This is a genomic window from Streptomyces sp. NPDC090994, from assembly GCF_044768905.1.
Classification (GTDB): domain Bacteria; phylum Actinomycetota; class Actinomycetes; order Streptomycetales; family Streptomycetaceae; genus Streptomyces.
Genome location: NZ_JBIVWS010000018.1, coordinates 15,923 through 42,538, shown reverse-complemented (window position 1 = coordinate 42,538; position 26,616 = coordinate 15,923). Strand labels below are relative to the sequence as shown.

Genomic DNA, 26,616 nt, shown 5'->3' with positions numbered 1-26,616 from the left:
GTTCACTCCAACTCCCCCGCTGTGCGCAGGTGGTTCAGGGCGTACGAGCGCCAGGGGCGCCAGGTGTCGGGGACGCCGGCGCCGGGCGGGGCCGCGTCCGGGTCGCCGAGGGCGCGGGTGCGGACGGCGGTGACGGTCGCCGGGTCCATGCCGGGCAGGGCGAGCAGGGCGGCCTCGGCCTCGTCCCGGTCGGCGCCCGGGTCGAGGCGTACGGCGCCGTCGGCGAGGGCGGCGGTGAGCGCGCCGAGGGTGCCGTGCGGCTCGGCCTCGGCGATCGCCGCCGGTTCGGGGAAGAGGTGGGTGAGGCCGCCGCTGGGCGCGTCGAGCCGCTTGCCGTACCGCGCGACGAGCCGTTCGGCGCCGGCCCGGCCGGTCAGCAGCCGTACCGCCAGTTCCTCCGGATCGGCGGTGCCCGGTGAGCGCAGCCCGGGGCGGGCGGCGACCAGCGGGGCGAGGCGGGGGTCGGCGCCGAGCCGTTCGTCGACGGCGTACGGGTCGGCGTCCAGGTCGAACAGCCGCCGCAGCCGCCGTACGGCGGTGGTCAGGTCGCGCGGGTCGGTGAGGAGCAGCCGCGCGTCGAGCCAGCCGCCGGAGCCCTGTCCGGAACGGCTCGGCCCGCCCGTCCGCTCGTCGACGGCGACGACGCCGGTGCCGTAGGGCAGCCGGAGCGTACGCCGGTAGACGCGGCGGCCCGGCGGCCCGCTGACCTCCTCCACTCCCGCCAGGGCCTCCCGCTGGAGCAGGTCGAAGACGGGCCCGGCCGGGTAGGGCCCGCGGTGGGCGAGCCGCAGCGGTATGCCGCCGCCGGGGGCCGCCCGGTCCCTGGCCGGGGCGGCGGCGCGCAGCCCGCTCGGGGTGTCGGCGTACACGCTCCTGATGGTGTCGTTGAACTGCCGCACGCTGCTGAAACCCGCCGCGAACGCGATCTCGGTGACCGGCAGGCCGGTGGTCTGGAGCAGCACGCGCGCGGTGTGCGCCCGCTGGGCGCGGGCCAGGGCGACCGGCCCGGCGCCCAGTTCGGCGGTGAGCTGCCGCTGCACCTGCCGGGCGCTGTACCCGAGCCGGGCGGCCAGCCCGCCCACCCCCTCCCGGTCCACGACCCCGTCCCCGATCAGCCGCACGGCCCGGCCCACGACGTCGGCGCGCACGTCCCACTCCGCCGAGCCCGGCACGGCGTCCGGCCGGCACCGCCGGCAGGCCCGGAACCCGGCGCCCTGCGCGGCGGCGGCCGTCGCGAAGAACCGCGTGTTGCGGCGGTGCGGCGTACGGGCCGGGCAGCTCGGCCGGCAGTACACACCGGTCGTCTCGACGGCGAAGAAGAACACCCCGTCGAACCGGCCGTCCCGGCTCCGCACGGTCTCGTACCTGCTGTCGTCGTCACCTTCCACACCGTCCAGTCTCCGCCACCCCGCCCCCTCGGGCTGGCGGAAATCGGACACGGCGTGCGGGCTACCGGCTAGCGCAGGCGCCCCTGCTTGGCCTCCATGGCCGCCCGCCCCAACGCGCCCCGCCGCTTCCACTCCTTCCGCAGCTCGGCCCGGACCCGGGCGTCGGTCTTGGCGACGATCCGCTGGTTCTCCCGCAGCAGCTTGCGGTAGCTCTCCAGCCGCCGTTCGGGCAGCTCACCGCTGTCGACGGCGGCCAGCACCGCGCACCCGGGCTCGCTCTCGTGGGCGCAGTCGTGGAACCGGCACTCCTCGGCCAGCTCCGCGATCTCGGCGAACACCTGCCCCACCCCGTGCCCGGCGTCCCACAGCCCGACCCCGCGCAGCCCGGGCGTGTCGATCAGCACGCCCCCGCCGGGCAGGACGAGCAGGTTGCGGGTGGTGGTGGTGTGCCGCCCCTTGCCGTCGACGTCACGGGTCGCCTGTACGTCCATGACGTCGTCGCCGAGCAGCGCGTTGGCGAGGGTGGACTTGCCCGCGCCGGACTGCCCGAGCAGCACGGCGGTGCCTCCGGAGACGACGGCCCCGAGGACGTCCAGCCCCTCCCCCAGCGCGGCGCTGACCGCCAGCACCGGCACGCCGGGCGCGCTGGTCTCGACGTCCCGCACGAGGTGCGCCAGCGTCACCGGGTCGGGCACGAGGTCGGCCTTGGTGAGCACGACGACGGGCTGCGCGCCGGACTCCCAGGCCAGCGCGAGGAACCGTTCGACGCGGGCGAGGTCCAGTTCGGCGGCGAGCGACACCGCGACGACGGCGTGGTCGACGTTGGCCGCGAGAATCTGCCCCTCGGAACGCTTGGAGGAGGTGGACCGCACGAAGGCGGTACGGCGGGGCAGCAGGGTGCGCACGTACAGCGGGTCGCTGCCGTCAGGATCGACGGCGGCCCAGTCGCCCGTGCACACCACCTTCATCGGGTCACGGGGGACGACGAACTCGGTGTCGGCACGGACCGGGCCGGCCGGTGTGACGACGTCGCAGAGACCGCGGTCGACCCGGACGACGCGACCGGGTACGAGACCCAGCTCGGCGTACGGGGCGAACTCGGCCTCCCAGCCCGCGTCCCAGCCGTACGGCTGGAGCGGATGCGAGGAAGAACCGAAAGAAGAGGAGAGAGACAAGGGGTGACCCTTCACAAGGGTGGCCCCGGCACCGCGCCCACGGGCACGGAGGAAGGAGTGAGGTCAGCCGGCGGCCACGGAGGTGGACTTGACGAACTTCCGGATGCGGGCAACGCCCATCGCAGCGACAGCCATCGGTCGACACCTCCAAGAACACGCACAGCGGACAACAGCGGCACACAGCGGCCGCACGAGCGAACACGACCCTAGCCACCCACGCCGACGTCCGCGAGTGATTTTCCCCTCGACTGAAGCAGCACTACTCGGGCGCTGCTCGGACTGTCAGCGGGAGTGACTACCGTGGCAAACGGGTGAGCTTCCTGCGGCTGGAGGGGGACGTGTGCTGCACGCGGAGGGGGAAGCGGAGCCAGGGGGCGCCAGCGGAAGGCCGGAGCGCGCTCGAAGCTTTGCTCAGCGCATGCGACACGGAGCGGAGCCGCGTCGTACCAGGGCAGACGAGTGTCCATGAACTGCCGTAGCAACTAGGGGGTGAATCTCCTTCCTAGTGGTAACCAGATGGAGCGATGGTCCCCGGGGGACTCCAACTGCGCGATCCGGAACTTGGGCGTACTGCTGAGCCCGGTTGGGCGGGGACTTGCTCGAACAGGAGGGCCGATGTCAGCAGCAGCCCGCAGAACGCCATCAGCCAGAACAGGAGGGTGGTGGGAGCCGGCCGGCGCGACAGCAGCAGGCCCAGGCCCAGCAGGCGGTCCGGCACGGTGCCCGCGGGCGGCTGCGGTTCGGGCAGGCCGAACCGCGCGGCGACGTCCCGCGCCTGCTCGGCACGTCCGGTGCGCATCAGGTGCAACGGACTCTCGGGCAGCCGGAACAAGGCCCGGGGAACCACGGTGACGAGCGCCGCCGCCCCGACGTAGTACAGGGCCCGGAACGACACGTCGGGCAACAGCCACGAGCCCAGCAGCGGCGCGCCCAGGGATCCCAGGCACGAGGCCGCCATGACGATGCCGATGTTGCGGGCGCGCTGTCCGGCGGGGGACATCTCGGCGACCACCGCCGTCAGCGTCGGCAGCACCACGCCCAAGCCCACACCGGCGAGGAAGCGGGAGGTGGCGAAGGTGGCGGGGCCCGCGGAGGCGCCCGAGGCGAGCATGCACAGCGAGAAGAAGGACGGCCCCGGCACAAGGAGCCGGCGAGGTCCGACGCGGCGGCCGGCCGCCCCGGCCACACCGGCACCGACAAGCATGCCCAGCGCCGCGAGGGAGCCGATGTCACCGGCCTCCCCGGCGGAGAGGTGCCAGGAGGGTGTGGCCGGCAGCGCGGGCACCGTGGTGGAGGACCGGCGGGCGCGCGGGGCGGCGTGGGCAGCGGCACGCGGTGCCCGTCACGGTTGGCGCTGGGCTGGGACGGCCACGGTGGGTGCCGGGACGGGCGGGTCCTCGTGCGGTGACCGGACGGTAGTCCGGCCGGGACACGGGCGGGTCCTCGTGCGGTGACCGGACGGTGGTCCGGCCGGGCCGGGCGAGGGGCGTCAGTCCGTTCCGGGACCGGTGTAACGGGCGTTGCGGTCGACGGAGTAGTAGACGTCCGGGGCGATCGGCTGCTCCATCTCCTCGGCGAGGTGGCCAAGGAGACCCGCGGTACGGGCCAGCAGGGCGAAGCCCCGCAGGATCTCCGGGCGGAAACCGAGGTCGGCCAGGGCGGCACCGCACACGCCGGCGCCGTTGAGCGGCAGGGTGCGGCCGAGGACCTCCGGCGCGATGCGGCCGATCGCTTCGAACAGGCGCAGGTGGGGCCCGCGCAGTCCTTCCTCCTCCGCGATGGCGAGGATGACCGGCGTCCGGGGGTCTCCCTTCTTGTGCACCGGGTGGCCGAGCCCCGGGACGAACCGTCCGGCGGCCCGCCGCTCACGGACGGCTTCGCGGGCGAGATCGTCCCAGCGCGCGTCGTCGTCGGACAGCGTGGGCACAGTCTTCGGGGCCTCGGCCGCCGCCCGCAGCGCCTCGGCCAGGAACGCCCCGGTGTCCTCGGTGACTCCCAGGAAACGAGACCCGCCGCCGAGCAGTCCGGCGGCCAGGGCTCCCTGCAAGGAGTCGGGGGCGCTGTAGTAGGTCATGCGGGCGGCGATGGCAGTGGGGGTGAACCCGTGGTCGGCCAGCGCGACCAGTACGGCTTCGAACAGCCGTGACTCGGCCGGGGTGGGCCGCCGCTTGGCGACCAGCCAGAAGGCCAGCTCGCCGAACGAGGTGCGGCCCAGCAGTTCGCCGGCCAGATCATGGCCCAGCAGGCGGATGGTGTCCAGATCCGAGGTGCCGATCCCGGTGGCGTAGACGTGAGCGGAGGGCGTCTGACCGTCGTTTTCCATAGCATTCCCAGCGTTGCGCGGACATGTGTCCGGAAGCATAGGAGCCACCTTCACCTGGAGCAAGAGCATGGCTAACACGTGAACGGGCCCTTGACAGGGCGGGCGGCTGAAGCGAGTGTGGCGCAGGGAGATCGATCCAACGGACACATGTCCGCGACTTGCTTCCCCAGGACGACGGCGTTCATCCGGGCCCGCCTCCCCCGCGACGGGGGGGCGCCCTCAGGCAAGGAGATTCCATGGCGGAACTCGTGGCCGTACTGGCCACCACGCACCATCCGTTCTTCTACCGCACCAGCCGGCTGCCCGCCGGGGACCGGCCGGAGTACGCGGACGAGTGGGTGCGCAAAGTGGAGGCGTACCGCGCGACGTTGGAGCGGGCGCGCCCGGACCTGCTGGTGATGGTGGGCTCGGACCACTTCCACCAGCTCTGGCTGGACAACATGCCGCAGTTCCTCGTCGGCAAGGCACCGGTGTACGACGCCAACTTCTACAACGAGGAGCGGGAGTTCGGCCTGCCGCGCATGCTGCTGAAGGGCCACGAGGAGCTGTCGGCCTACATGCTGCGCGAGGGGCTGGACCGCGGTTTCGACCTGGCCTTCAGCAACGAGCTGCGGATCGACCACAGCATCACGTGCCCGATCATCACGGTGCGGCCCCAGAACGACCTGCCCATCGTGCCGATCTACACCAACATCTTCGCCCCGCCGCTGCCCCAGCCCAAGCGGTTCGTGCAGCTCGGCCGCACCATCCGGGAGATCATCGACTCCTGGCCCGCCGACCTGCGGGTCGCGGTGATCGGCACCGGGCACCTCTCCCTCGAACTGGGCGGGCCGCGCCAGTTCGGCCCGCACGGCCCCGATCCCGAGTTCGACCGGCGGGCGGTGGAGTGGATCTCCTCCGGTGACATCGAGGGCGCGCTGTCCGAGGTCACGCTGGACAGCCTGTGGGAGCCGGGCAACGCCACCCACGGGTTCATGGACTTCCTGCTGATGATGGGTGTGGCCGGCGAGCGCAAGGCCGATTACGCGGACCAGCTCGATCTGTTCCACACCATGGAGGCGTACTTCACCTGGTACCCGAACGGAGCACCGGCATGAGCAAGTACCTGCTGAACAAGTTCCTCTACACCGTGGACCGCGACCCGGAACTCGTCGCCGCCTACAAAGAGGACCCGGCCGCCCTGGTCGCCCGCTGGGAGGGCGATCACATGACCCGGCTGACCGGCATCGACGCCGACCGCACCACCTGGCTGGCCTTCACCGAGGAGGAACGCACCGCGCTGGTCGAGCACGACCACGTCAAGCTCTTCGAACTCGGCGCCCACCCCTTCCTCACCCTCACCCTGTGGATCGGCCTTTTCGAGGACGACTACGAGGAGCCGCTCGCCATGCAGCACGAGTACGCCGCCAGGCTCGCGCACATGACGATGCCCTACCCGGACATCACCACCTGAGCCCCGGCCCACCCATCCGGCCTGACGCACAGCACCGACCAAGGAGACACCCCATGTCCGCCCCCCAGCCCACCGCCGTCCCCTCCTCCGGAACCGGTTCCGCGCCCAGCCGCACCGGCCCGCTCTCCGGCCTGCTGGTGGCGGACTTCTCCCGGGTGCTGGCCGGCCCCTACGCGACCATGCTGCTGGCCGACCTGGGCGCCGAAGTGGTCAAGGTCGAGAGCCCCGGCGGTGACGACACCCGCACCTGGCTCCCCCCGGTACGCGACGGCGTCTCCACCTACTACCTGGCGATCAACCGCAACAAGCGCTCCGTCACCCTGGACTTCAAGGACCCGGACGACCTGGCCGCCGCGCAGGAGCTGGCCGCGCGCGCCGACATCGTCATCGAGAACTTCAAACCGGGCGGCCTGCGCCGTTTCGGCCTGGACTACGACAGCGTCCGGGCCCGCAACGCCGACGTCGTCTACGCCTCGATCAGCGGGTTCGGCACCGGGGCCGGCGCCTCACTGCCCGGCTACGACCTGCTGGTGCAGGCCATGTCCGGGCTGATGAGCCTGACCGGAGACCCCGACGGGCAGCCCTACCGGGCCGGGATCTCGGTGTTCGACGTGATGACCGGCATGCACGCAGCCATCGGCATCCTGTCCGCGCTGCACCACCGCTCCACCACCGGGCAGGGCCAGCACATCGAGGTCAACCTGCTCTCCTCGGCGCTGTCCGCCCTGGTCAACCACACCTCCGCCTACGTGGCCGGCGGCACCGTACCGCTGCGCATGGGCAACGCCCACCCCAGCCTCTTCCCCTACGAACCGCTGCCCACCGCCGACAAGGACCTGATCGTCATCGCCGGCAACGACGGACAGTTCCGCAAGCTGTGCGCCGTCCTCGGACTGGAGGAACTGGTCGACGACCCGCGCTTCCTGCACAACGAGGACCGCACCGCCAACCGCGAACAACTGCGCCCCCACCTGGTGGCCAGGCTGAAGGAACGCGGCGCCGACGAGTGGTTCGACCTCCTGACGGCCGCCGGCCTGCCCGCCGGGCCCATCAACACGGTCAAGGACGGTGTCGAGTTCGCCGAGCGCCTGGGCCTGCAACCCGTCGTGGAGGTCGGAACGGGCGACGCCATGGTGCCCTCGGTGCGCAACCCGATCACCTTCTCCGCCACCCCCGCCTCCTACCTGCTGCCCCCGCCCGCGCTGGGCCAGCACACCGAGGAGATCCGCGCCTGGCTCAGCACGCCGGGCGCCGACGGCGAGTCCGCCGGCCCGCGCGGCTGACCCGTCACCCCCCGGCTACGCCGCACCCACCACATCCCCGGCCCGCGCCCCGGGCCCGCTTTTCGAATCGAGAGCATCATGGAGTCGTTCGACATCGTCGTCGTCGGCTACGGCCCCACCGGCCGGCTGCTGGCACTGAAACTCGGACGGCGCGGCCACCGCGTCCTGGTCCTGGAACGGCAGCGCACCGCCTACCCCCTGCCCCGCGCGGTCCACCACGACGACGAGATCGGCCGCATCCTCCAGGGAATCGGACTGCCGCCCTCCGCGATCCCGCACATCACCGAGGCGTACGACGACTTCTACGAGTGGCGCAACGCCGGCCGCGAGCCCCTCGTCCGGCTCGACTGGCGTGGCCGCGGACCGTCCGGCTGGAACATCAGCAACTTCTTCCACCAGCCCGCGCTGGAAGAGGCCCTGGACGACCTCGTGCGCGCCACCGGCACCGTCACCGTCCGCTGCGGCCACCGCGTCACCGGCCACCGCGAAGACGACGACGGCGTCCAGGTCGAGGTGGAGGCCGACGGGACGTCCTACGCCGTCCGCGGCCGGTACGTGGTGGGGGCCGACGGCGCCAACAGCACCGTGCGCGACTGGATCGGCGCGGGCTTCAGCGACCTGGGCTATTTCCGCGACTGGCTGGTAGCGGACCTGGTCCTGACGCAGCCCCTCGGCATCGAGCCGCCCGCCTGGCAGTCCTGCGACCCCCGGCGGCCCACCACCCTGGTGCCCGCCGGTCCCGGCCGCCGGCGGTGGGAGTTCATGCGGCTGGACGACGAGGACCCCGCCCGCTTCGCCTCCGAGGAATACGCCTGGCAGCTCCTCGCCCCCTGGGGCGCCACCCCCGGCAACGCCACGCTGACCCGGCACGCCGTCTACACTTTCCAGGCCCGCTGGGCCGACCGGTGGCGCAAGGGCCGGCTCCTCCTCGCCGGTGACTCCGCCCACCAGATGCCGCCCTTCGCCGGGCAGGGCATGTGCTCCGGCCTGCGCGACGCACAGAACCTGGAATGGAAACTCGACGCGGTCCTGCGCGGCGCCCCCGACACCCTGCTGGACAGCTACGGGTCCGAACGCGCCGAGCACGTGGCGGACTTCATCTCCTTCTCCATGGAGTTGGGGCAGGTCATCTGTATCAGCGACCCGGCGGACGCCGCGGCCCGCGACACCCGTCTCAAGGCGGACCTCACAGCGGGCCTGACACCGTCGCCCCGACCGCTGCCCCGCCTCGGACAGGGCCTGCACACCGGTGACGGCGGCCTCGCCGGCACCCTCTCCCTCCAGGCCCAGGTCACCGGCGAGACGGGGACGGCTCTGTTCGACGACGTGACCGGCTCGCCCGGCGCCCTGATCGGTCCCGCCGACGCCCTGGCCGGCTTGGGTTCCGCACACCGGGACGCCCTCGCGGCGGCCGGCATCGGCGTGTGGTCGCTGGGCGACCGTCCCGGACCGGACACGGTCGTCGACACCGACGGCGCCTACACCGCCTGGCTGACCGACGCCGGAGCGCAATGCGTGCTCGTGCGGCCCGACTTCTACGTCTACGGCACCACCGCGCCCGGCGAGGACCCGGAACAGCTCGCCGCCGGCTTCCTCCGCGCCCTCGGTGCTCCGCAACCGGTACGGCGGTGAGCGGCATGGACCTCGCCGGGGCGCACCTCGCCGCGCTGTACTTCTGGGCCGACTACACCGACGCTGTCGACCGCCGCGCCTTCGACTCCCTCGCCGGTCTGCTCGGCGACGCGGATGTACACCTCCCCGGCTCGGCCGGGCCGCTGCGCGGGGGCGCCGCGGTGGCCCGGCGGTACCGCGACGTGCTGGCTCCCGAGCCGGACGGGCACCATCTGATCTCCAACCCGCGCGTCCGGGCCGACACGGACGGTACGGCCATGACGGCGGAGTGCCGCTACCACTACGTGGACGGGCGGACCCTGACCGTCCGGGTGCTCGGCCGCTACCGCACCCGCTTCGTCCGGCGGGAGGAAGGGTGGCGGCCGGTGCGCCACGAGATCGTCCGCGACTTCGCCTCCCCTGCCGCCACCCCCCTGGCGGCAACGGACGCGAACTGAGCCACGATGGACCGGTCACATGTCCGCATAGCGGCGCCACGTCCCTCGACGGACACCCATCAGCCCGTCCTCACCCGGCGGATGGGTGTCCGCCTGTGGCACCATGGGCGTCGAAATTCCGAGGGCCGGGGCGAACCGGCACGAACGTACGGAGGCAGCAGATGGCGGGACGGGGCACCAGCCCGGATTTTGTGGAGGCATTGGCCAGGGGGCTGGACATCCTGACCTGCTTCGACTCCCGCCGTCCCCGGATGAGCTTGGCCGACGTGGCCGGGCAGGCCGGCCTGGCCCGGCCCACGGCCCGGCGTCTCCTGCTCACCCTGGAGGAACTCGGGTACGTCCGCAGTGAGGAGGGCGTCTTCACCCTCACCCCGAAGGTGATGCGCCTCGGCATCGCTTACACCTCCTCCCTCGGGCTGTGGGACATCGCCCGTCCGCACCTGGCCGACCTCGTGGCCACGACCCACGAGTCGTCCTCCATGGCCCAGCTCGACGGCTCCGACATCGTCTACGTCGCCCGGGTCGCGGTCCCCAAGCTCATCGCCCTGCGCGTCGACATCGGCACCCGGTTCCCCGCGCTGCGCACCTCCCAGGGCAAGGTCCTGCTCGCCGCCCTCGACCCGCGGGAGCTGCGGGAGGTGCTCGCCGAGCCCAGCCGCTCCGGGCTGCCCGCCTTCCTGCCGCGCGATCCCGAGGCCGTCACCACAGAACTGATGACCGTACGCGCTCGCGGCTGGGCCCTGGCCGACGAGGAACTGGCCCCAGGCGTACGGTCCATCGCCGCGCCGGTGCGTGACGGCGACGGCGCCGTCCGGGCCGCCATGAACATCACCGTCCACGCCGCCGAGACCAGTGTCGAGACACTTCTCGACAAGCACCTGCCGCAGCTGTTGCGCGCCGCGAGCGACATCAGTGCCGACTGGGCCCTGTGGCAGCGACGGCCGCACAGCGAGATCGACCCGGCCGAGCATGTCCGGCAGGCGGTGGGTGAGTAGCGCCTCACAGTGAGCCCTCATAAGCGGGTTTCGACGTCGTGCAGGAGGGTGCCCAGGCCGTCGGCGGCCCTGCAGCCGAGGGCTGGGCGCCATAGCCAGCGGAGCGCATCGGGGAGCAGGACTCCGCCGTGGTTGGGGCTGTGGCCACCGTCGCCGAGGACGAGACGGAAGTCGTAGCCTGCTTCCGCGAGAGCGGCTGCCACGCGCAGATTGCTCGCGAGCCAGTTCCTTTCGGGCCCGTTCCAGTTGAGGTCGCGGTGGCCTGCTTGCATGAAGATGCGCAGCGGTCTGCGGGGGGCGTGGGGGATCAGGGCAGGGTACGGGTTTCCGTTCGGCATCTGCGTGAAGCTGGAGAGGTAGCAGATGACTCGCCGGAACTTGTCCGGGCGCATCCACGCAGCCGTGAAGGCGCAGTTGCCGCCGCTGCTGCCACCGCAGATGCCCCATCGGTCGGCGTCCTCGGCGATCGAGTAGCGCCGTGTGACGTGAGGGCCCTGTTGTCAACGGGAGTTGGGGGAAGCGCCACCCCGGCGCCGGGCCAAAGTGAACAGGCCGGGGACATCCTCGTCCAGCCAGCCCCGCTCCACCAGCCGCTTCAGCTTCCACCGGGTGCCCTCGATCTTCCCAGTCTCGGCGGGCAGCCCGATCCTGGGCACGATCTGCTTGGCGCGGACTGGTCCCGGCGCGTCCGCCACCACCTCCATGATGTCCCGATACACCTGCGGCAGGACCTCCGTCCCCGTTCCGCGCTGCCCGTTCGGCACCGTCAGCACCCCGATGACCTGCCGCTCGGCCCCTGCACAGGCAGACGCCACCGAATCACCCGCGCTCGGCCGGGCGCTGTCTGCCGCGACCGCCGACTCCTCCGGGGTCATCTCCGCGAGGACCTCGGCGAACCTGGGCGTCGTTCCTGGCCCCGTGCCGCCGAAACGGCGCCCGCAGCAGGACGACGCGGCGGCATCGGCGACCAGGAACTCACCGCCGGTGAAGAGGCTGCTTGCCGCGCTCGGGCCGTCGCTCCCCGGCTCCGTGTCCTTCGTCAAGGCACCGCCTCACACGGGTCAGTACGGTTCCGCCAGCCTGGCCTGAGCCGCCGGCATCGGGGTGCGCAGCAGTTCCTCGTCCAGCGACGTCGGCACACCCGACTCGCTGCGGAGCAGGGCCGCCGAGTAGTCCTGGACGAAACCCGCCCGCGGCATGCGCCGCTCCCACCAGGTGCGCAGCGCCTTCTCCACGTCGTGCTCGGCGTCCAGGCACTGGGCGAGGACGACGGCGTCCTCGGCGGCCATCGCCGCACCCTGGGCCATGTGCGGGGTGCTGGCGTGGGCGGCGTCACCGGCGACGACGACACGTCCGCGGTACCACGGCTCGCGCAGGGTCACCTGCTCGATGGGGCTGAATGCGGCGGAGGCGGAGTCCGCGGAGACCACTGCGGCCAGCTCACCGATCCAGCCGGGGAAGCGTCCGAGCAGGGTCTTGATGGTGTCCGCGATCTGGCTCGCGGTGGGCCGCACACCGATCTGCTCCTGCGGTGCCACCAGGGCGACGTAGGAGTCGGTCGCGCCGAGCGGGATGAGTGTGGCCTTGACGTCGCCGGAGAGGGAGTAGACGATGCGGTCGAGTTCCGCCGGGCGGGGCAGGCTGATGCGCCAGCAGGTGAAGCCGGTGTACTCGGCGTCGTAGCGGTCGCCGAACACGTGCTTGCGGACCTGTGAGCGGATGCCGTCGAAGCCGGCCAGGAGGTCGTAGCGGGCGGCCTCGGGCACGGTGGCGCCGTCGGCCTTGGCGGCGAAGGCGGCGTGGACGCCGTCGGCCTCCTCCCGGATCTCGGACAGGGTCGTTCCGTGGTACAGGCGGGCACCCGCGTTCCGGGCGGCGTCCAGCAGGACCTGGCACAGTTCCCGGCGCTGGATGGCGTTGTTGGGCGGCACGCCGGGGAACGGCGGGGGCGGTATGTCGACGGTCGCGCCGTCCGCAGTGATCACGCGGAGGTCGCTGTACTGGTAGCCGCGTCGCAGACAGTCGTCCAGGACGCCGATCTCCCGCATGACGGCGAGGGCGTTGCCGGGCTGGTTGAGGCCGACGCCCAGGACGGCCCCGGGCGGGCGGTGTTCGACGACGTCGACGTGGACACCGCGCCGGGCCAGGGCGGTGGCGGCGACCAGCCCGCCGATGCCGGCGCCCTGGATGAGGACTCTGGAGATCTTGCTCATGCTGCCTTTCCTTCGGACCGGCGGAACGGGTACCGGCGCCGGGCCGGGGACACTGGGGTTCCCGAAGTGTCCGATGTGGATACGTACGGTGTCGCCCGGGCCGAGGGGCGGTACTGCCGCGTCGGGGGCGCGTGGGTGAGGAGTGCGAGTGGTGGCGGCGTCAGGAGCAAGACGTGTTGGTGCTCTTGGTGTCGCCGGTTGGTCGTGGGCCTGCCGGGGCGTTTCAGCCTGCCGGGCGTATCCGGATCGGAAGTGAGGCCCAGGAGCGGAGTGTGTTGTTGATGTGGCGCCGGGGTTCACCGGCCAGTTCCAGGTGATCGACGCGCTTGACGAGGGCGGTGAGCAGTGTCTCCGCCTCCAGGCGTGCGACGTGCTGGCCGACGCACTGGTGGATGCCCATGCCGAAGCCGACGTGGCCGGAGGGGTCGCGCCCCAGGTCGAAGCGGTCGGGGTCCGTCCAGCGGGCCGGGTCGCGGTTGGCGGCGCCGAGGAACATGAGGATCTTGGCTCCCTCGGGGATGACGGTTCCGGCGACGGTGACGTCCGTGGTGGCCGTGCGGAAGAAGGTCTGCACCGGTGACTGCCAGCGCACCGCTTCGTCGAACGCCACCCGGGCCAACTCCGGCTTCTGCCGCAGCCGTTGCCACTGGTCGGGGTGGGTGGCGAAGGCGTAGAGGGTGGCGGCCAGTCCGTGGACGGTCGTGTCCACCCCGGCGGTGAGCAGGGAGCGCACCACCAGTGGTGCCTGCTGCGCGGTGAGGTCGCCTCGGTCAGCGGCTGCCCAGATGCGGGCGCCGATCCCGCCCTCTGCCAGCGCCTCACGGGTGCACTGGGCGCTCACCCAGGCGGACAGTTCGGCCACGCGGGGGGCGTCGGCTGCCACCAGGGCGTTCCGCGGGCCGAAGGCGTTGAAGGCCATGTTCCCGTAGGGCAGGAGGTTCTCCCGCCCCTCGGCACCGAGTCCCACGGCATCCGGGAAGACGCGCAGGGGGAAGGCTTTGGCCAGCGTGTCGAAGGCGTCGAACTCCGTGCGTCCGCTCGCGAGCAGGTCGTCGACGAGTTCCTCGGCGGCCGCCCGCCAGGTCTGCCGCAGTCGGTGCAGGGCGGGCGGGGCCAGGACGTCCCGCAGTACGCGCCGCGGGGCGTCGTGGTGCGGCGGGTCGGCCTCCAGCAGCAGGCTCGGTGGCCGCCACGGCTTTTCGTGACGGAAGTCGGCCAGTCCGACGCCGGCGCCGGACTGGAAGGTCTGCCAGTCGACCAGCGCGGCGCGCACCTCCTGGTAGCGGGCCAGCGCGTGGACGTCATACCGGGTGAGGTGGACCACCGGGCCGGCTTCACGCAGTGCCTGGTGCAGCGGCTCGGGGCGGGCGAGGTGGTCGGGGGCGAACGGGTCCGCGTCGCTGGTGGGCTGGGCGGCCGTGGCGTGCGGGGCTGGGGTCATGGGTGCGGCTCCCGGTACGTTCCGTGTGCGGCTCGGCGGGGTCAAAGATCCGGGTCGGCGGGCTCACAGGCCCGGATCGGCGGGGTCAAAGGTCCGGGTCGGCGGGCTCACAGGCCCGGATCGGCGGGGTCAAAGGTCCGGGTCTGCGGGCTCAAAGATCCGGGTCGGCGGGGTCAGAGGTCCAGGACGAGGCGGTCGCCGCGGGAGCGGGACACGCAGGGGAACATGCGGTCGTTGGCTGCCCGTTCGTGGTCGGCGAGGAGCGTGTCGCGGTGATCGGGCACCCCTTCCAGCACGGGGGTGAGGCACGTCCCGCAGGTGCCCTGCTCACAGGACGACAGGATGTCGGCTCCCGCTCGGCGCGCGGCCTGGAGGACCGAGAGGTCCGGGGTGACCGTGACCGTGGTGCCGGTACGGCGCAGCTCCACCTGGAAGGGGGCGGTCCGGGCCGGCGCGGGCTGTTCGGCGGCGGCGAAGCGTTCGGTGCGCAGGCTGTGGGCCGGCCAGGCCGAGCACGCCCGCTCCACGGCGGCCAGCAGCGGTGCCGGCCCGCAGCAGTACACCTTGGTCCCGGCGTCGGGCACGCTCAGCCACGAGGCGAGGTCCAGCAGCCCGCACTCGTCCTGCGGCACGATGTGCACCCGGTCGCCGTAGGTCCGCGCCAGTTCCTCCCTGAACGCCATCGAGGCCCGGGTGCGGCCTCCGTACAGCAACTGCCATGCGACACCCATCAGTTCGGCCTGGTGGATCATCGGCAGCAACGGGGTGATGCCGATGCCTCCCGCGACGAACACGTACCGGTCGGCGGGCACCAGCGGGAAGTTGCCGCGCGGTCCTCCGACGTCCACCAGGTCTCCCGGGGCGAGGCGGTCGTGCACGTACGCCGAGCCGCCCCGGCCCCCGGGTTCGCGCAGGACCGCGATCCGGTAGGTGTACGGGTCCCATCGGTCACCGCACAGGGAGTACTGCCGGGTGATTCCCTCGGGCAGGACCAGGTCGATGTGCGAACCGGGCGTCCAGTCCGGCAGCCGTCCGCCGTCGGGTCGGGCAAGGACGAGGGACACGACGCCGTCGGCGACGGCGTCCTTGCCGCGGACCTCCAGCGTCGCGGTGGACGCGGTGTTCTGAGGTTTCGGCGAGATCAGGGTGTGTACGACCACGTTGTCGCCTCCCGTCTGTGGATTGCAGGCAGGATGCGCGTGATCACGGTCACACCGCGACGCCATTCTCATTCAGCGAGAGAAGACCTTTGTGAAGATGTCACACGGCCGTCGCGCAGCCGTCACGCGCGCCTGTCCCGTGCGTCGCGGGCCGCCAACGCCCGGGAGATGCCGCGGGCCGCGGTGCGCACCACAGGGACGAGCGTGTGTGCGTGGGGGGTGTTGGGCACGATGACTGCCAGCGCGGCCGCCACCGTGCCGTCGGCGTCGCGGATCGGCGCGGCGAGGCCCAGGGCTTCCTCGTGCACGTAGCCGGGGCAATAGGCGTATCCCTGCTTGCGGACCTCGGCCAGGACGGCGCGCAGCCGCTCCGGAGTGGCCGGGGTGTCGGGGGTGTAGGCGGTGCGGGGGCCGGCGAGGACGCGCTGCCTCAGTTCCGCCGGGCCGTGCGCGAGGAACACCAGGCCGCTGGAGGACGCGTGCAGGGGCAGGCGGCCCGCGATCCGCGAGTAGTTGATCACCGCGCCCGGAGCCGACAGCCGTTCCAGGAACAGCACCTCGTCGCCGTGGAGTACTCCGAGCTGCACATGGTGGCCGACGACATCGTGGACTCCCTCCATGAACGGCATGGCCGCATCGCGCAGGGAGAGCGTGGGGGACGCCCGGGTCGCCAGTTCCCACAGGCGGACCCCGATCCGCACCCTGCGGTCGTCGTCCCGGCTCAGAAAGCCCTGGGCGACCAGCTCGGCCACGAGCCGGGACGCCGTCGCGACATGCAGCCCGGTTCGCCGCGCGATCTCGGACACGGTCAGCGCGGGCGTGTCCTGGCTGAACGCCTCCAGGATGCGCGCCGCCCTGGAGAGAACCGATTCACCGTGCTGAGTTTTCATGTCGCGCCACTCCCGTGACAGGGCTCAGTCCGCCGGAACGCCAGGGTGGCACAGCCACTCACTCCGTCTCACCGACCGCCGGGGCCGGACGTCCGCGCGAGCAGGGTGCGGGCGGCGCTCAGGGCGAGGTGGGCGGTGAAGGTGTCGTGGTCGACGGCCGGTCCGGTGAAGTCGGCGCCGTGGGCGGTGCGGACGACGCAGGCGGAGAAGGCGGTGGCGAAGCACTGCCGGGCCGCGGCTTCGGGATCGGGGTGGGTGATGTGGTCGCGGGCGGTGAGCAGGACGGCGGTGAAGGCGTCACCGAAGGCGTGCACGTGGGCGCGGCCGCGGCGCAGGATCTCGGGGTGGACGCCGGACAGCAGCAGTATCGGCTTGAGGAAGGCGGTGTGCCGGGCGAACAGGGCGGTGAGTTCGGTGACGGCCTCGGTGATCAGCTCGGTCGGCGCCAGCCCGGCCCAGCGGCCGGACTCGGCGAAGACGCGCTGGTCGGCGACGACGCGGGCCAGGCCGTGCTCGTAGACGGCCAGGAACAGGGCGTCCTTGTTGGTGGTGCGGTCGTACAGGGCGCGGGGCGCCACCTGGGCGCGCTCGCAGACGGCGGCGATGGTGAAGGCCTCGTACCCGCCCTCTTCGAGCAGCGTGACACCGGCGTCCAGGATGCGCGCCCACGCCTGGCGGGTGCGTTCCTGGCGGGGTTCCCGGATCACCAGGTCGTCCGTGAGTTCTGCTGAGGTGCCCATGCGGGCCATTGTCGCGCCCGTCAGCGGCGCGGAAAAACGGCGCCCCGGCCCTTGACATCGGTCGGCCTGGAGGCGGAGTCTCCTGCAAGACCGTAGTACGCGCTACGGTATGGGGATCGGAGCCGCATCATGCTGATCGTGCTGAGCCGGGCCCGCGCGGCCCGGGGAGCCACCGGCCGCCTGGTGGCCGCCGCCACCGACATGGCCCGCGCCACCCGCACCGACCCCGGCTGTGTGTCGTACACCTTCGCCGCCGACGTGGAGGACCCCGACACCATCGTGTGCACCGAGGTAGGGGACAGCCGTGAGGCGCTGGACGCCCACCTGACCCACGCCCACACCGCCGCCTTCCTCGACGCCACCGGCGAACTGCTCGACGGCGAACCGGTCATGGAGTTCCACACCACCGCCGACTGACCTCCCCGTGCCCAGCGCGCCCGTACCGAACGCCCCACCCCCTCACCGTCGAGGAGCCGCACATGCCCCCGTCGCAGCCCCGCACCCCGGGCCGGGTAGCCGTCGTCGGCGCCGGCCCGGCCGGAATGGCCGCCGCCCTCTCCGTCCACCAGGCCGGCCACCACGTCACCCTCTTCGAACGCCACCCGCAGACCCGCCCCGCCGGCAACATCCTCAACCTGTGGCCGGCCCCGATCAAAGCCCTCGGCCTGCTCGGCGTCGACATCACCGACCTCGGCGCGCCCTGCCGGAGCGAGTTCCGCAACCTGCGCGGCAGGACCCGGGTCCGTGTGCAGCTCCCCGACCACGTGATCCGCGACTTCGGCGGCGGTTTCATCGGCCTGCTCCGCCCCGACCTGTACGAACGCCTGCTGGCCGCCCTGCCGCCCGGCATCCTGCAGACCGACCGGACCGTCGAGAGCATCGAGCAGGACACCCACTCGGTACGCCTGCGCCTGGCCGACGGAGAGATCCACGAAGCCGACGTCCTCATCGGCGCCGACGGCATCAACTCCCTGGTCCGCCGCACCCTGTGGGGCGAGGACCCCATCCGCCCCCACCACCTCCAGCTCTACGGCGGCTACACCTTCGACGACGTCGCGGGCGTCCCGCGCAACCAGTGCGTACTCACCCACAGTCCGCTCACCCAGGGCGCGTTCACCGCCATCCGCAGCAAGGGCCGCGACGGCTTCCAGTGGTGGGTCCTGTCCGCCCACCGCATCGACACCCCCGCCCCCGCCGACCTGCACGCCGCCGCCACCGGCCTGGCCCGCGGCTTCCCCCACCCCCTGCCGCAGCTCATCGCCGCCACCGACCCCGGCCAGGTGCAGAGCTGGCCCATCCGCGACCGCAAGCCCCTCAAGCAGTGGTCCAAGGGCCGCGCCACGATCATCGGCGACGCCGCGCACGCCACCTCCCCCTACGCCGCCTACGGCGCCGGCATGGCCACCGAGGACGGCTACTTCCTCGGCCGCCGCCTGGCGGGTGTCGACCTCACCGACCACACCGCCGTACGCCAGGCCCTCGACACCTTCGAAACCCCCCGCAAGCCCCACACCGCACGCCAGTCCCAGACCGCCTGGCTGCTCGGCAAGGTCTTCCACCACGCCCCCGCACCCCTGCGCCCGCTGCGCGACGCGGTCTTCGACCACACGCCCCTGCTGCAGAAGGTCGCCGGGGAGAGCACCCCCGGGGAGATCCTCAAGCAGCTCGCCGAGATCGACCGCGCGGAGGCCCGGTTCCAGAGGCTGTCGGAAGCGGCGTGAGAGCCACCTGACAGCACTCTGCCCGCGAGATCGAACGACGGAGTCAGCGTCCGGCGTCCGCCCCACCTGACCGGCCCCGCACGACACCACGCGCGAGAACGTCCACGCCCCGTCCGCCGGTAGCGTCAGGGCGCCGCCTCACCTCCGGCGCCCTGTCCGCCGACTCCGTCGGCCGTCCCAGGTGTCGCCGACCGGCCCCGGGCGTTCCGCCGTGGCGCTGGCCCCGGATCGTCAAGGCACCCCGGATCGAGGTCACGCGACGCCACATTCCTCATCGGCACCCCACGTCAGGACGACCACATCGTGCGCGCGATCACCGGTGAGGTCGGCGCGGTCGTGGTGAACGTCGACTGCTGCACGGCTCCCCGCCGCGCGGTTTCCCCAGGCGCTGGAGGAGGGTTTCGGCGTCGTCCGAGGGGTCGCGCGGTCCGGCGAGCGGGAGGGCTGGGGCCCGGAGCGCGGCTGCCGCCGCTTCTGGTCATCAGCGCGAGCCGGGACTCGTTGCTCCCCCAGACCGAGGTCTACGTGGCAAAAGCCACGGCCAACGGCGCAGCTCTCACCTACCGGTGTTTCGACGGCGTCGATCACGGCTTCCCGATCAGCGGGTCGGAGCGGGTCCGTCCACAGCGTCCCGGTTCCGCACGCCTGCGGATGCTCCTCGACAACCCCCTTGTTGGCGAAGAATATCCAATGTTAAATGTGCTGGACATCGGCGCGGATGCCGTGGAGGCATGCATGAAACGCAGAAGTTTCCTGGTGGCGGCTGGTCTGAGCGCTACCGGCCTGGTGGCCGCCTGCGGCAACCAGGCGTCCGACACAGGCACCACGGCGGACGGCCGGGCGGTGATCAACGTCGGCATCACCCCCCTGGTCAACGCGGCTCCCTTGTATCTGGGCATCAAGAAGGGCTTCTTCACCGCGGAGGGGCTCGCCGTCACCCCGAAGACGATCCAGGCGGCCGCGACGGCCATTCCGTCGATGCTCAAGGGCGATCTGCAGTTCGCCCTCGTCTCGACCGTGCCCGCCATCAACGCCCGAGTGCAGGGCTTGGACATCAGCATGGTGCTGGGCAACGACGTGTACGCCCAGAAGGCCGCGGACGACGGCTCGGCCATCCTCGTCCGCGGTGACAGTCCGATCCGGGACTCGGGGGATCTGGCCGGCAAGACCATCGGCGTGGTGGGTCTGAAGTCGATGCCGGAACTGGCCGTCCGGCTGGCCATGCGGCAGGCCGGCGCCGACCCGGCTTCCGCGGAGTTCGTGGAGCTGCCGTACCCGGAGATGACCTCCGCCGTGCAGCAGGGACGCGTGGACGCCGTCCTCTCCGCCGACCCCTTCCTGCGACAAGGTCAGAACGGCGGTCTGCGGGTGGCCGGTTGGCCCTACTCGGAGGCGCTCCCGGGTGCGACGGGTCTGAGCTGGCTCAGTGCCGCCGCCTATCTCGACGCACACGCGAAGTCCGCGCGGGGCTTCGTCAAGGCGATGACCAAGTCGGTCGCCTACGCGGCGGAACACGCGGACGAAGTCCGCTCCGTGGCCGGCACCTTCACCACGATCCCGGCCAAGGCCCTGGCGGCCATGAGGTTGCCGGTGTTCGACTCCGCACTGGCCACGGCGTCACTGGACAAGATCGCCGATGCCATGGTCGCCGAGGACTTCATCACCAAGAAGCCCGACCTCGACAAGCTGGTGCGGGCATGACGGTCACCGATACCCGCGTACGCAAGTCCGTCGCCGCCCCGCCGGCCAGGTCCGCCGGGCCCGGGGCCGGGCAGGCCTGGGCCGCGAAGACCGGGTTCATCGCGCTGCTGCTCCTGCTCTGGGAGGCGGCCGTCCGGCTCGGCGATCTCGGTTCGGTCCCCGCGCCGACCGCGCTCGCCGGTGCCTGGATCGACCTGATCACCGAGGGCGAGATCATCTCCCCCGTACTGGACACCCTGGCCTCCTGGGCGCTGGGGCTGCTCACCTCGGCGGCGATCGGGGTGCCGGTGGGCCTCCTCCTGGGGGTCAGCGCCAGCACCTACCGCGCGTGCCGGTTCCTGCTGGACTTCCTGCGGACCATTCCCGCACTGGCACTGGTCCCGCTGGCGGTGCTGCTGTACGGGGCCGGGCTGGAGAGCAAGGTCCTGCTGATCACCTGCGCCTGCGTCTGGCCGATCATGCTTCAGGCGGTCTACGGCGTCCGGGACATCGATCCGGTCGCGGAGGACACCTGCCGCTCGTACCGGGTCCGCCCCGTCCAGTGGGCGCTGTTCCTGGTCCTGCCCAGCGCCGCCGCCTATCTGGCGACGGGGGTGCGCATCGCCGCCGGGGTCAGTCTGCTGCTCTCGCTCAGTTCGGAGATCATCATGCCGGCGCCCGGCATCGGCCAGGCGATCACCACGGCCCAGCTGGGCGGGGCCGTACCCACCATGTACGCCTGGATCGTCACGGCCGGTGTGCTCGGCATCGTGATCAACTTTCTGTTCACCAGAGTCGAACGCCGGGCCCTTCGCTGGCATCCGTCGCAGCGGCAAGGAGGCGGGCGATGACCCGGACAATTCGCGCGGTGCGCACCCTGGCCTGGGAGTTCACCCTCCCCGCCGCCCTGGTCGTGGTGTGGTGGCTGGTCTCCGCGCAGACCGGTTCGCTGTACTTCCCGCCGCTGTCCCGCATCCTGACCCGGTTCCACGAACTGTGGCTGTTCGAGCGGTTCACCAGTGACGTGCTGCCGAGTGTGGTGAACCTCGCGGTCGGTTACCTCGCCGCGGCCGTCGTGGGCGTCGCGCTCGGCGTGGCCATGGGCCTGGTGCCCTGGCTGCGGGAGGCCGTCAACCCGGCCGTGCAGTTCCTGCGGGCGCTGCCCGCCGTGGCCCTGCTGCCGCTGGCCATCCAACTGCTGGGCATCGGATGGTCGATGAAGGCGGGTGTCATCTTCTTCGGAGCGCTGTGGCCGGTCCTGCTCAACACCATCGACGGGGTCCGGTCCATCGACCCCCTCGTACGTGAGATGACCTCGTCCTACCGCATCACCCGCCGGGAACGCGTACGGCACGTCGTGCTGCCGGCCGCCGGACCGCAGATCTTCGTCGGGCTGCGGGCCAGTCTCTCGGTGGCCGTCATCCTGCTGCTCGCCAGTGAACTGGTCGGCTCCAGTTCCGGCCTCGGGTTCTTCGTCCTCCAGGCCCAGCGCCAGTTCAACACCACCGACATGTGGGCCGGGATGGTCCTGCTCGGTGTCATCGGCTACCTGCTCAACGTCGGGCTCCAGGCACTCGAACGCCGGGTCCTGGGCTGGCACTTCGAGCGGCGCCGCAAGAACCGTCCGGAAACCCGGGCGCGCCGGGAGCAGCCCGGGCCACGTCCGTCGCTCTCGAAGGAGTCCGCCGTTGACCAGCACTAGCACGCCGACCAGCACCGTGGCACCGCCCCTGCTCTCGGTCGCCGGTCTCGCCAAGGCGTACGGCTCCGGGGCCGACCGCCGGCAGATCCTCGACGATGTCGAGTTCACCGTGCACACGGGCGACTTCCTGACCATCGTCGGCCCGTCGGGCGCCGGCAAGACCACCCTGCTGCGCTGTCTCGCGGGCCTTCTGTCGCCGGACACGGGAGACATCCGGCTGTCGGGAACGCCGGTGTCGGCGCCGCCCGCCGAGATGGCGCTGGTGTTCCAGGACTACAGTCGCTCGCTGCTGCCGTGGATGTCGCTGCTCGGCAATGTCGCCTTCCCGCTGCGCAGCAAGGGGCTGCAGGCGGCCGAACGCGACCGCACGGCGCGGGAGGCGCTGGCCGCCGTCGGGCTTGAGGCATCGGCCCGGCTGTATCCCTGGCAGGTCTCGGGCGGCATGCAGCAGCGCGTCGCGATCGCGCGGGCCCTGGCCTACGGGCCGCGGATCCTCGTGATGGACGAGCCCTTCGCCTCCGTGGACGCGCAGACCCGGGCCGACCTCGAAGACCTGGTCCTGGATCTCCGCGACCGTCTGGGCATCACGTTCCTCCTGGTCACTCATGACATCGACGAGGCGGTCTACCTCGCCGACCGGGTCGTGGTGCTCTCCGGGGCACCGACCACCGTCACCGCTGTCGTGCCCGTGGACCTCGGCCGCCACCGCGACCAGGTCGACACCAAGGCACGCCCGGAGTTCGTGGAGTTGCGCAGTCAGGTGTACCGCCTCATCCGCGCGGCCTCGAACGACCGGAAGACGAAGTGACGGACGCGGTGACGGCACCCGTGATCGACGGCCACTGCGGAAGGGGAAGGTCATGACACTGGATCGACACGATCCGGCGGGCGCGATAGCCGAGGCCGCGAAGGCGTACTCCAACTGGGGCCGCTGGGGCGAGGACGACGTGCTCGGCACCCTCAACTTCCTCGACGAGGCGGGGCGCCGCGAGGGCGCCGCCCTGGTCCGGCGGGGCGTCAGCTTCTCCCTGTCCCAGCGGTTCGACATGAACGGCCCGCAGAAGGGCTGGCGGCGCCGGACCAACCCGGTGCACACCATGCTGGACACCGGCACCGACGCCGCCGCCGGCAACCAGGGGTTCCCGCACGGCCTGGGCGGCGCCGACGACGTGATCGCGATGCCGTTGCAGTGCTCCACGCAGTGGGACGGGCTCGGGCACATCTTCGACCACGGCAAGGCGTGGAACGGGCGGGACGCGGCGCGCACGGTCACCTCGGACGGCGACCTCGTCACCGGCATCGAGCACATGGCCCCGCACGTCGCCGGACGCGGCGTGCTGCTGGACGTCGGCCGGGTGATCGGCACCGACGGCGAGCTGCCCGACGGGTTCGCGATCACCGAGGAGCACCTGACGGCGACCGCCGAGGCGCACGGGGTGACGGTGGGCCGCGGTGACATCGTGGTCGTACGGACCGGACAGCTCACCCGGGTGCGGCGCGAGGGCTGGGGCGAGTACGCGGGCGGCCCGGCACCTGGCTTGTCGTTCACCTCGGCCGGCTGGCTGCACCGTACCGAGATCGCCGCGATCGCCACCGACACCTGGGGCTTCGAGGTCCGGCCCAACGAGTTCGAGCACGCCTTCCAGCCGCTGCACCAGATCGCCATCCCCCACATCGGGCTGCTGATCGGCGAGATGTGGGACCCGGACGCGCTCGCCGAGGACTGCGCGGCCGACGGCGAGTACGCCTTCTGGCTCACCGCCGCTCCGCTGCCCATCACCGGCGCGGTCGGCTCCCCCGTCAACCCGATCGCCGTCAAGTAATCCCCGACCGCGCCGTCTTCGTCACGCCCCCGGTCTGGTCCCGCACGCCCTCTGGAGCCACACCTTGCGATTCGCTGCATACGAACATCAGGATCATCACCAGGTAGCCGTCGTCGGAGCGGACGGCATCCTCCACCCGCTGTCCGGCGTCACCTCGCTCACCGCGCTGCTCGCGCGGACCGACGGGCTGCCGGGGCTGCTCGCCGTCGGGGCCGCCGCCCTGGACGCGGCACCCGGGCCGCACGTGTCCGAGGTCCGGCTGCTGCCGCCGCTGCGCCCCGCCTCCGTACGGGACTTCGTCACCTTCGAGGAGCACGTGGAGGGCGTGCGCCGGTCCGTCGACGGCGTGGCCGGGGTGCCCGAGCAGTGGTACGCGGCGCCGACCTTCTACTTCACCAACCCGCACGCGATCTACGGCCACCTGGACGACATCCCCGTGCCGCCCGGCTCGGCCGTGCTGGACTTCGAACTCGAAGTGGGCGCGGTGATCGGCCGGGAGGGCGCCGACCTCACCCCGGAGCAGGCCCGCGAGCACATCGTCGGCTACACCGTCTTCAACGACTGGTCCGCCCGCGACCTCCAGTCGGCGGAGATGAAGGTCAGGCTCGGCCCCTGCAAGGGCAAGGACACCGCCACCACCCTCGGCCCGTACCTCGTCACTGCCGACGAACTGGAGCCCTACCGGGACCCCGACGGCTTCCTCCGTCTCGCCCTGACCGCCGAGATCAACGGCGAGAAGGTCGGCGAGGACCTGCTGTCCAACATGAGCTGGACCTTCGAGGAGATGACCGCCTACGCCTCGCGCGGCACCCGGGTCGTCGCCGGTGACGTCCTCGGCTCGGGTACCTGCGGCAACGGCGGCTGCCTCGCCGAACTCTGGGGACGGCGGGGCGAGCAGACCCCGCCGCCGCTCAAGCCCGGCGACACCGTCACCCTCACCGTCGAAGGCATCGGCACCCTCACCAACACCGTCGTCCCCGGCCCGGAGCCCGTACCGCTCCCGGCCGGACGGCGGCGCAGCCGGGAGCGGCCGTGAGGAGGCTCGAAGACAAGGTCGTCGTCGTCACGGGCGCCGCCCGCGGCCAGGGCGCCGCCGAGGCCGAGACCCTCACCCGCGCGGGCGCCCACGTCATCCCCACCGACGTGACCGAGACGCCCGGCTGCCGCCGCCTTGATGTCACCAGCGAGGACGACTGGGCCGCACTCGCCGCCGAACTGCGGGCCTCGCACGGGCAGGTGCACGGCCTGGTGAACAACGCGGGCATCACCTGGCGCGCCCGGCTCGGCGACGTACGGCCCGCGGACTTCGCCCGGGTGCACGAGGTCAACGTCACCGGCCCGCTGCTGGGCATCCAGCACCTGAGCCCGCTGATGCCGCCCGGCTCCTCGATCGTCAACGTCGGCTCCTCGGCCGCGCTCACCGCCCACTACCCGGTCGCCTACACCGCCGGTAAATGGGCGCTGCGCGGCCTGTCGAAGACCGCCGCGCTGGAACTCGGCCCGCGCGGCATCCGGGTCAACACCGTTCACCCCGGCTACATCGAGACCGAGATGACCGCCTCCGCCGCGCCCGCCTTCCGCGACGCCAGTGTCCGGGAGACCCCGCTGGGCCGCACCGGCACGGTCGACGATGTCACCCCGCTGGTGGTGTTCCTGCTGTCGGACGAGGCGTCGTTCATCAGTGGTGCCGAGATCCCCGTCGACGGCGGGATGACCGCGCACGGCGGTGTGAAGTCCGTGTCCGACGCCTTGCGGGAAGGAACAGCACGGTGAGGCGGCTCGAAGGGAAAGTCGCGCTGATCTCGGGCACCGCCCGTGGCCAGGGCCGGGCCGCCGCCCTGCGGTTCGCCGCGGAGGGCGCCCTCGTCGTCGGCGGCGACCTGCTGCACGAGGAGGCCGTGGAGACCCAGCGGCGCATCGGCCGCGAGGGCGGCACCGCCCTCACCCCCGGTCCGCTGGACGTCACCGACGAGGCTTCCGTGCGCGCCTGGGCCGAGGCGGGCGCGGAGGCGTTCGGCGGCATCGACATCGTCTACGCCAACGCCGGTGCCGTCCGCTTCGGGGCGCTCACCGACCAGTCGTACGAGGACTTCACCTTCACCCTGCGTGCCGAGCTGGACTCGGTGTGGCTGACCGTCCGCGCGGCCTGGCCGCACCTGGTCGAGAGCCGCGGCTGCGTGCTGACCGTCGGCTCCACCGCCGGCCTGACCGGCTCGCTCACCAACCGGCGCACCGCCCACTCCGCCTCCAAGGGCGCGGTGATCGCGCTGACCAGGCAGCTCGCCGCCGAGGGGGCGCCGTACGGCGTCCGCGCCAACTGTGTCAGCCCGGGCATGGTCGACACCGCCGGTTCGCGCGGCAACCTGCTCGCCGACGACCACCCGATGCGGGAGATCTCCCGGCACATCCCCCTGGGGCGCCTCGGCGTGCCCGACGACGTGGTCAACGCGGCCGTCTTCCTCACCTCCGAAGAGGCGGCGTACATCACCGGCGCCAACCTGGTCGTCGACGGCGGCTGGTCCACCGTCCTGCCCGGTGCGACCCCCTGAATACGGAAGGA

General features: G+C 72.1%; 27 protein-coding genes and 1 pseudogene. 17 read left to right on the top strand and 11 right to left on the bottom strand.

The features are described from left to right. Window positions 1-2 precede the first annotated feature (2 nt). The 4 genes from ACIQR3_RS28910 to ACIQR3_RS28895 all read right to left on the bottom strand — a co-directional run bounded on the left by ACIQR3_RS28910 (window position 3) and on the right by ACIQR3_RS28895 (window position 4,886). Complete coding sequence (locus ACIQR3_RS28910) at window positions 3-1,388, bottom strand: bifunctional transcriptional activator/DNA repair enzyme AdaA (protein ID WP_403543578.1); 1,386 nt, start codon at window positions 1,386-1,388, stop codon at window positions 3-5. A gap of 68 nt (window positions 1,389-1,456) precedes the next feature. Beyond that, window positions 1,457-2,563: a ribosome small subunit-dependent GTPase A gene (gene rsgA / locus ACIQR3_RS28905; RefSeq protein WP_403543577.1), complete on the bottom strand. Its 1,107-nt coding sequence runs from the start codon at window positions 2,561-2,563 to the stop codon at window positions 1,457-1,459. A gap of 502 nt (window positions 2,564-3,065) precedes the next feature. After that, a complete protein-coding gene (locus ACIQR3_RS28900; protein WP_403543576.1) occupies window positions 3,066-3,848 on the bottom strand; it encodes an MFS transporter in 783 nt (260 codons plus the stop codon). A 204-nt stretch (window positions 3,849-4,052) separates the two neighbouring features. Next, window positions 4,053-4,886, bottom strand: a complete 834-nt coding sequence (locus ACIQR3_RS28895; protein WP_403543575.1) for a citryl-CoA lyase — start codon at window positions 4,884-4,886, stop codon at window positions 4,053-4,055. Window positions 4,887-5,122: 236 nt separating this feature from the next. Between ACIQR3_RS28895 and ACIQR3_RS28890 the strand changes: the two genes are divergently transcribed. From ACIQR3_RS28890 to ACIQR3_RS28865, 6 genes are all read left to right on the top strand, one after another. Continuing rightward, window positions 5,123-5,983, top strand: a complete 861-nt coding sequence (locus tag ACIQR3_RS28890; RefSeq protein WP_403543574.1) for an extradiol ring-cleavage dioxygenase — start codon at window positions 5,123-5,125, stop codon at window positions 5,981-5,983. Further along, the gene (locus ACIQR3_RS28885) at window positions 5,980-6,339 is read left to right on the top strand and encodes a hypothetical protein (protein ID WP_403543573.1); all 360 of its coding nucleotides are present in this window, start codon (window positions 5,980-5,982) and stop codon (window positions 6,337-6,339) included. The genes ACIQR3_RS28890 and ACIQR3_RS28885 overlap by 4 nt, the downstream gene beginning before the upstream one ends. A gap of 53 nt (window positions 6,340-6,392) precedes the next feature. Beyond that, entirely contained in the window at window positions 6,393-7,622 is a 1,230-nt protein-coding gene (locus ACIQR3_RS28880) for a CaiB/BaiF CoA transferase family protein (protein ID WP_403543572.1), read from the top strand. A gap of 78 nt (window positions 7,623-7,700) precedes the next feature. Further along, window positions 7,701-9,254, top strand: coding sequence for a bifunctional 3-(3-hydroxy-phenyl)propionate/3-hydroxycinnamic acid hydroxylase (locus ACIQR3_RS28875; RefSeq protein WP_403543571.1), 1,554 nt, complete (start codon window positions 7,701-7,703; stop codon window positions 9,252-9,254). 5 nt (window positions 9,255-9,259) lie between these two features. After that, entirely contained in the window at window positions 9,260-9,691 is a 432-nt protein-coding gene (locus ACIQR3_RS28870) for a nuclear transport factor 2 family protein (protein WP_403543651.1), read from the top strand. Between the two features lie 161 nt (window positions 9,692-9,852). Further along, window positions 9,853-10,686, top strand: a complete 834-nt coding sequence (locus tag ACIQR3_RS28865) for an IclR family transcriptional regulator C-terminal domain-containing protein (RefSeq protein ID WP_403543570.1) — start codon at window positions 9,853-9,855, stop codon at window positions 10,684-10,686. Between the two features lie 17 nt (window positions 10,687-10,703). On the opposite strand, the gene ACIQR3_RS28860 is transcribed toward ACIQR3_RS28865, so the two are convergent. The 7 genes from ACIQR3_RS28860 to ACIQR3_RS28830 all read right to left on the bottom strand — a co-directional run bounded on the left by ACIQR3_RS28860 (window position 10,704) and on the right by ACIQR3_RS28830 (window position 17,130). Then, window positions 10,704-11,078: a hypothetical protein gene (locus ACIQR3_RS28860; RefSeq protein WP_403543569.1), complete on the bottom strand. Its 375-nt coding sequence runs from the start codon at window positions 11,076-11,078 to the stop codon at window positions 10,704-10,706. 108 nt (window positions 11,079-11,186) lie between these two features. Continuing rightward, window positions 11,187-11,729 carry a hypothetical protein gene (locus tag ACIQR3_RS28855; protein ID WP_403543568.1) on the bottom strand — a complete coding sequence of 181 codons (543 nt, stop codon included), beginning with the start codon at window positions 11,727-11,729 and terminating at the stop codon, window positions 11,187-11,189. An 18-nt stretch (window positions 11,730-11,747) separates the two neighbouring features. After that, window positions 11,748-12,899 (bottom strand): FAD-dependent monooxygenase, encoded by a 1,152-nt coding sequence (locus ACIQR3_RS28850; RefSeq protein ID WP_403543567.1) that lies wholly within the window; start codon window positions 12,897-12,899, stop codon window positions 11,748-11,750. A 223-nt stretch (window positions 12,900-13,122) separates the two neighbouring features. After that, the gene (locus ACIQR3_RS28845; RefSeq protein WP_403543566.1) at window positions 13,123-14,340 is read right to left on the bottom strand and encodes a cytochrome P450; all 1,218 of its coding nucleotides are present in this window, start codon (window positions 14,338-14,340) and stop codon (window positions 13,123-13,125) included. A 173-nt stretch (window positions 14,341-14,513) separates the two neighbouring features. Further along, window positions 14,514-15,500: a PDR/VanB family oxidoreductase gene (locus ACIQR3_RS28840; protein WP_403543565.1), complete on the bottom strand. Its 987-nt coding sequence runs from the start codon at window positions 15,498-15,500 to the stop codon at window positions 14,514-14,516. A gap of 122 nt (window positions 15,501-15,622) precedes the next feature. Further along, complete coding sequence (locus tag ACIQR3_RS28835; protein ID WP_403543564.1) at window positions 15,623-16,390, bottom strand: IclR family transcriptional regulator; 768 nt, start codon at window positions 16,388-16,390, stop codon at window positions 15,623-15,625. Between the two features lie 68 nt (window positions 16,391-16,458). Continuing rightward, a complete protein-coding gene (locus ACIQR3_RS28830) occupies window positions 16,459-17,130 on the bottom strand; it encodes a TetR/AcrR family transcriptional regulator (RefSeq protein WP_403543563.1) in 672 nt (223 codons plus the stop codon). A 129-nt stretch (window positions 17,131-17,259) separates the two neighbouring features. On the opposite strand from ACIQR3_RS28830, the gene ACIQR3_RS28825 reads away from it, so the two are divergent. From ACIQR3_RS28825 to ACIQR3_RS28775, 11 genes and pseudogenes are all read left to right on the top strand, one after another. Continuing rightward, window positions 17,260-17,547, top strand: a complete 288-nt coding sequence (locus tag ACIQR3_RS28825; protein ID WP_403543562.1) for a putative quinol monooxygenase — start codon at window positions 17,260-17,262, stop codon at window positions 17,545-17,547. 62 nt (window positions 17,548-17,609) lie between these two features. Beyond that, complete coding sequence (locus ACIQR3_RS28820) at window positions 17,610-18,851, top strand: FAD-dependent oxidoreductase (protein WP_403543561.1); 1,242 nt, start codon at window positions 17,610-17,612, stop codon at window positions 18,849-18,851. A 303-nt stretch (window positions 18,852-19,154) separates the two neighbouring features. Continuing rightward, window positions 19,155-19,433: pseudogene (locus ACIQR3_RS28815) on the top strand (hypothetical protein); the annotation flags it as partial. 153 nt (window positions 19,434-19,586) lie between these two features. Further along, window positions 19,587-20,552: an ABC transporter substrate-binding protein gene (locus ACIQR3_RS28810; protein ID WP_403543650.1), complete on the top strand. Its 966-nt coding sequence runs from the start codon at window positions 19,587-19,589 to the stop codon at window positions 20,550-20,552. Beyond that, the gene (locus ACIQR3_RS28805; RefSeq protein WP_403543560.1) at window positions 20,549-21,382 is read left to right on the top strand and encodes an ABC transporter permease; all 834 of its coding nucleotides are present in this window, start codon (window positions 20,549-20,551) and stop codon (window positions 21,380-21,382) included. The genes ACIQR3_RS28810 and ACIQR3_RS28805 overlap by 4 nt, the downstream gene beginning before the upstream one ends. Beyond that, window positions 21,379-22,233, top strand: a complete 855-nt coding sequence (locus ACIQR3_RS28800; RefSeq protein WP_403543559.1) for an ABC transporter permease — start codon at window positions 21,379-21,381, stop codon at window positions 22,231-22,233. Before ACIQR3_RS28805 ends, ACIQR3_RS28800 begins: the two co-directional genes overlap by 4 nt. Beyond that, on the top strand, window positions 22,220-23,041 hold the full coding sequence (locus tag ACIQR3_RS28795; RefSeq protein WP_403543558.1) for an ABC transporter ATP-binding protein: 822 nt from the start codon (window positions 22,220-22,222) through the stop codon (window positions 23,039-23,041). Before ACIQR3_RS28800 ends, ACIQR3_RS28795 begins: the two co-directional genes overlap by 14 nt. 52 nt (window positions 23,042-23,093) lie before the next feature. After that, window positions 23,094-24,056 (top strand): cyclase family protein, encoded by a 963-nt coding sequence (locus ACIQR3_RS28790; protein ID WP_403543557.1) that lies wholly within the window; start codon window positions 23,094-23,096, stop codon window positions 24,054-24,056. Between the two features lie 64 nt (window positions 24,057-24,120). Next, on the top strand, window positions 24,121-25,092 hold the full coding sequence (locus ACIQR3_RS28785) for a fumarylacetoacetate hydrolase family protein (protein WP_403543556.1): 972 nt from the start codon (window positions 24,121-24,123) through the stop codon (window positions 25,090-25,092). Continuing rightward, window positions 25,089-25,829: an SDR family NAD(P)-dependent oxidoreductase gene (locus ACIQR3_RS28780; RefSeq protein ID WP_403543555.1), complete on the top strand. Its 741-nt coding sequence runs from the start codon at window positions 25,089-25,091 to the stop codon at window positions 25,827-25,829. The genes ACIQR3_RS28785 and ACIQR3_RS28780 overlap by 4 nt, the downstream gene beginning before the upstream one ends. Next, a complete protein-coding gene (locus ACIQR3_RS28775; RefSeq protein ID WP_403543554.1) occupies window positions 25,826-26,605 on the top strand; it encodes an SDR family NAD(P)-dependent oxidoreductase in 780 nt (259 codons plus the stop codon). Before ACIQR3_RS28780 ends, ACIQR3_RS28775 begins: the two co-directional genes overlap by 4 nt. The last annotated feature ends 11 nt before the right edge of the window (window positions 26,606-26,616 follow it).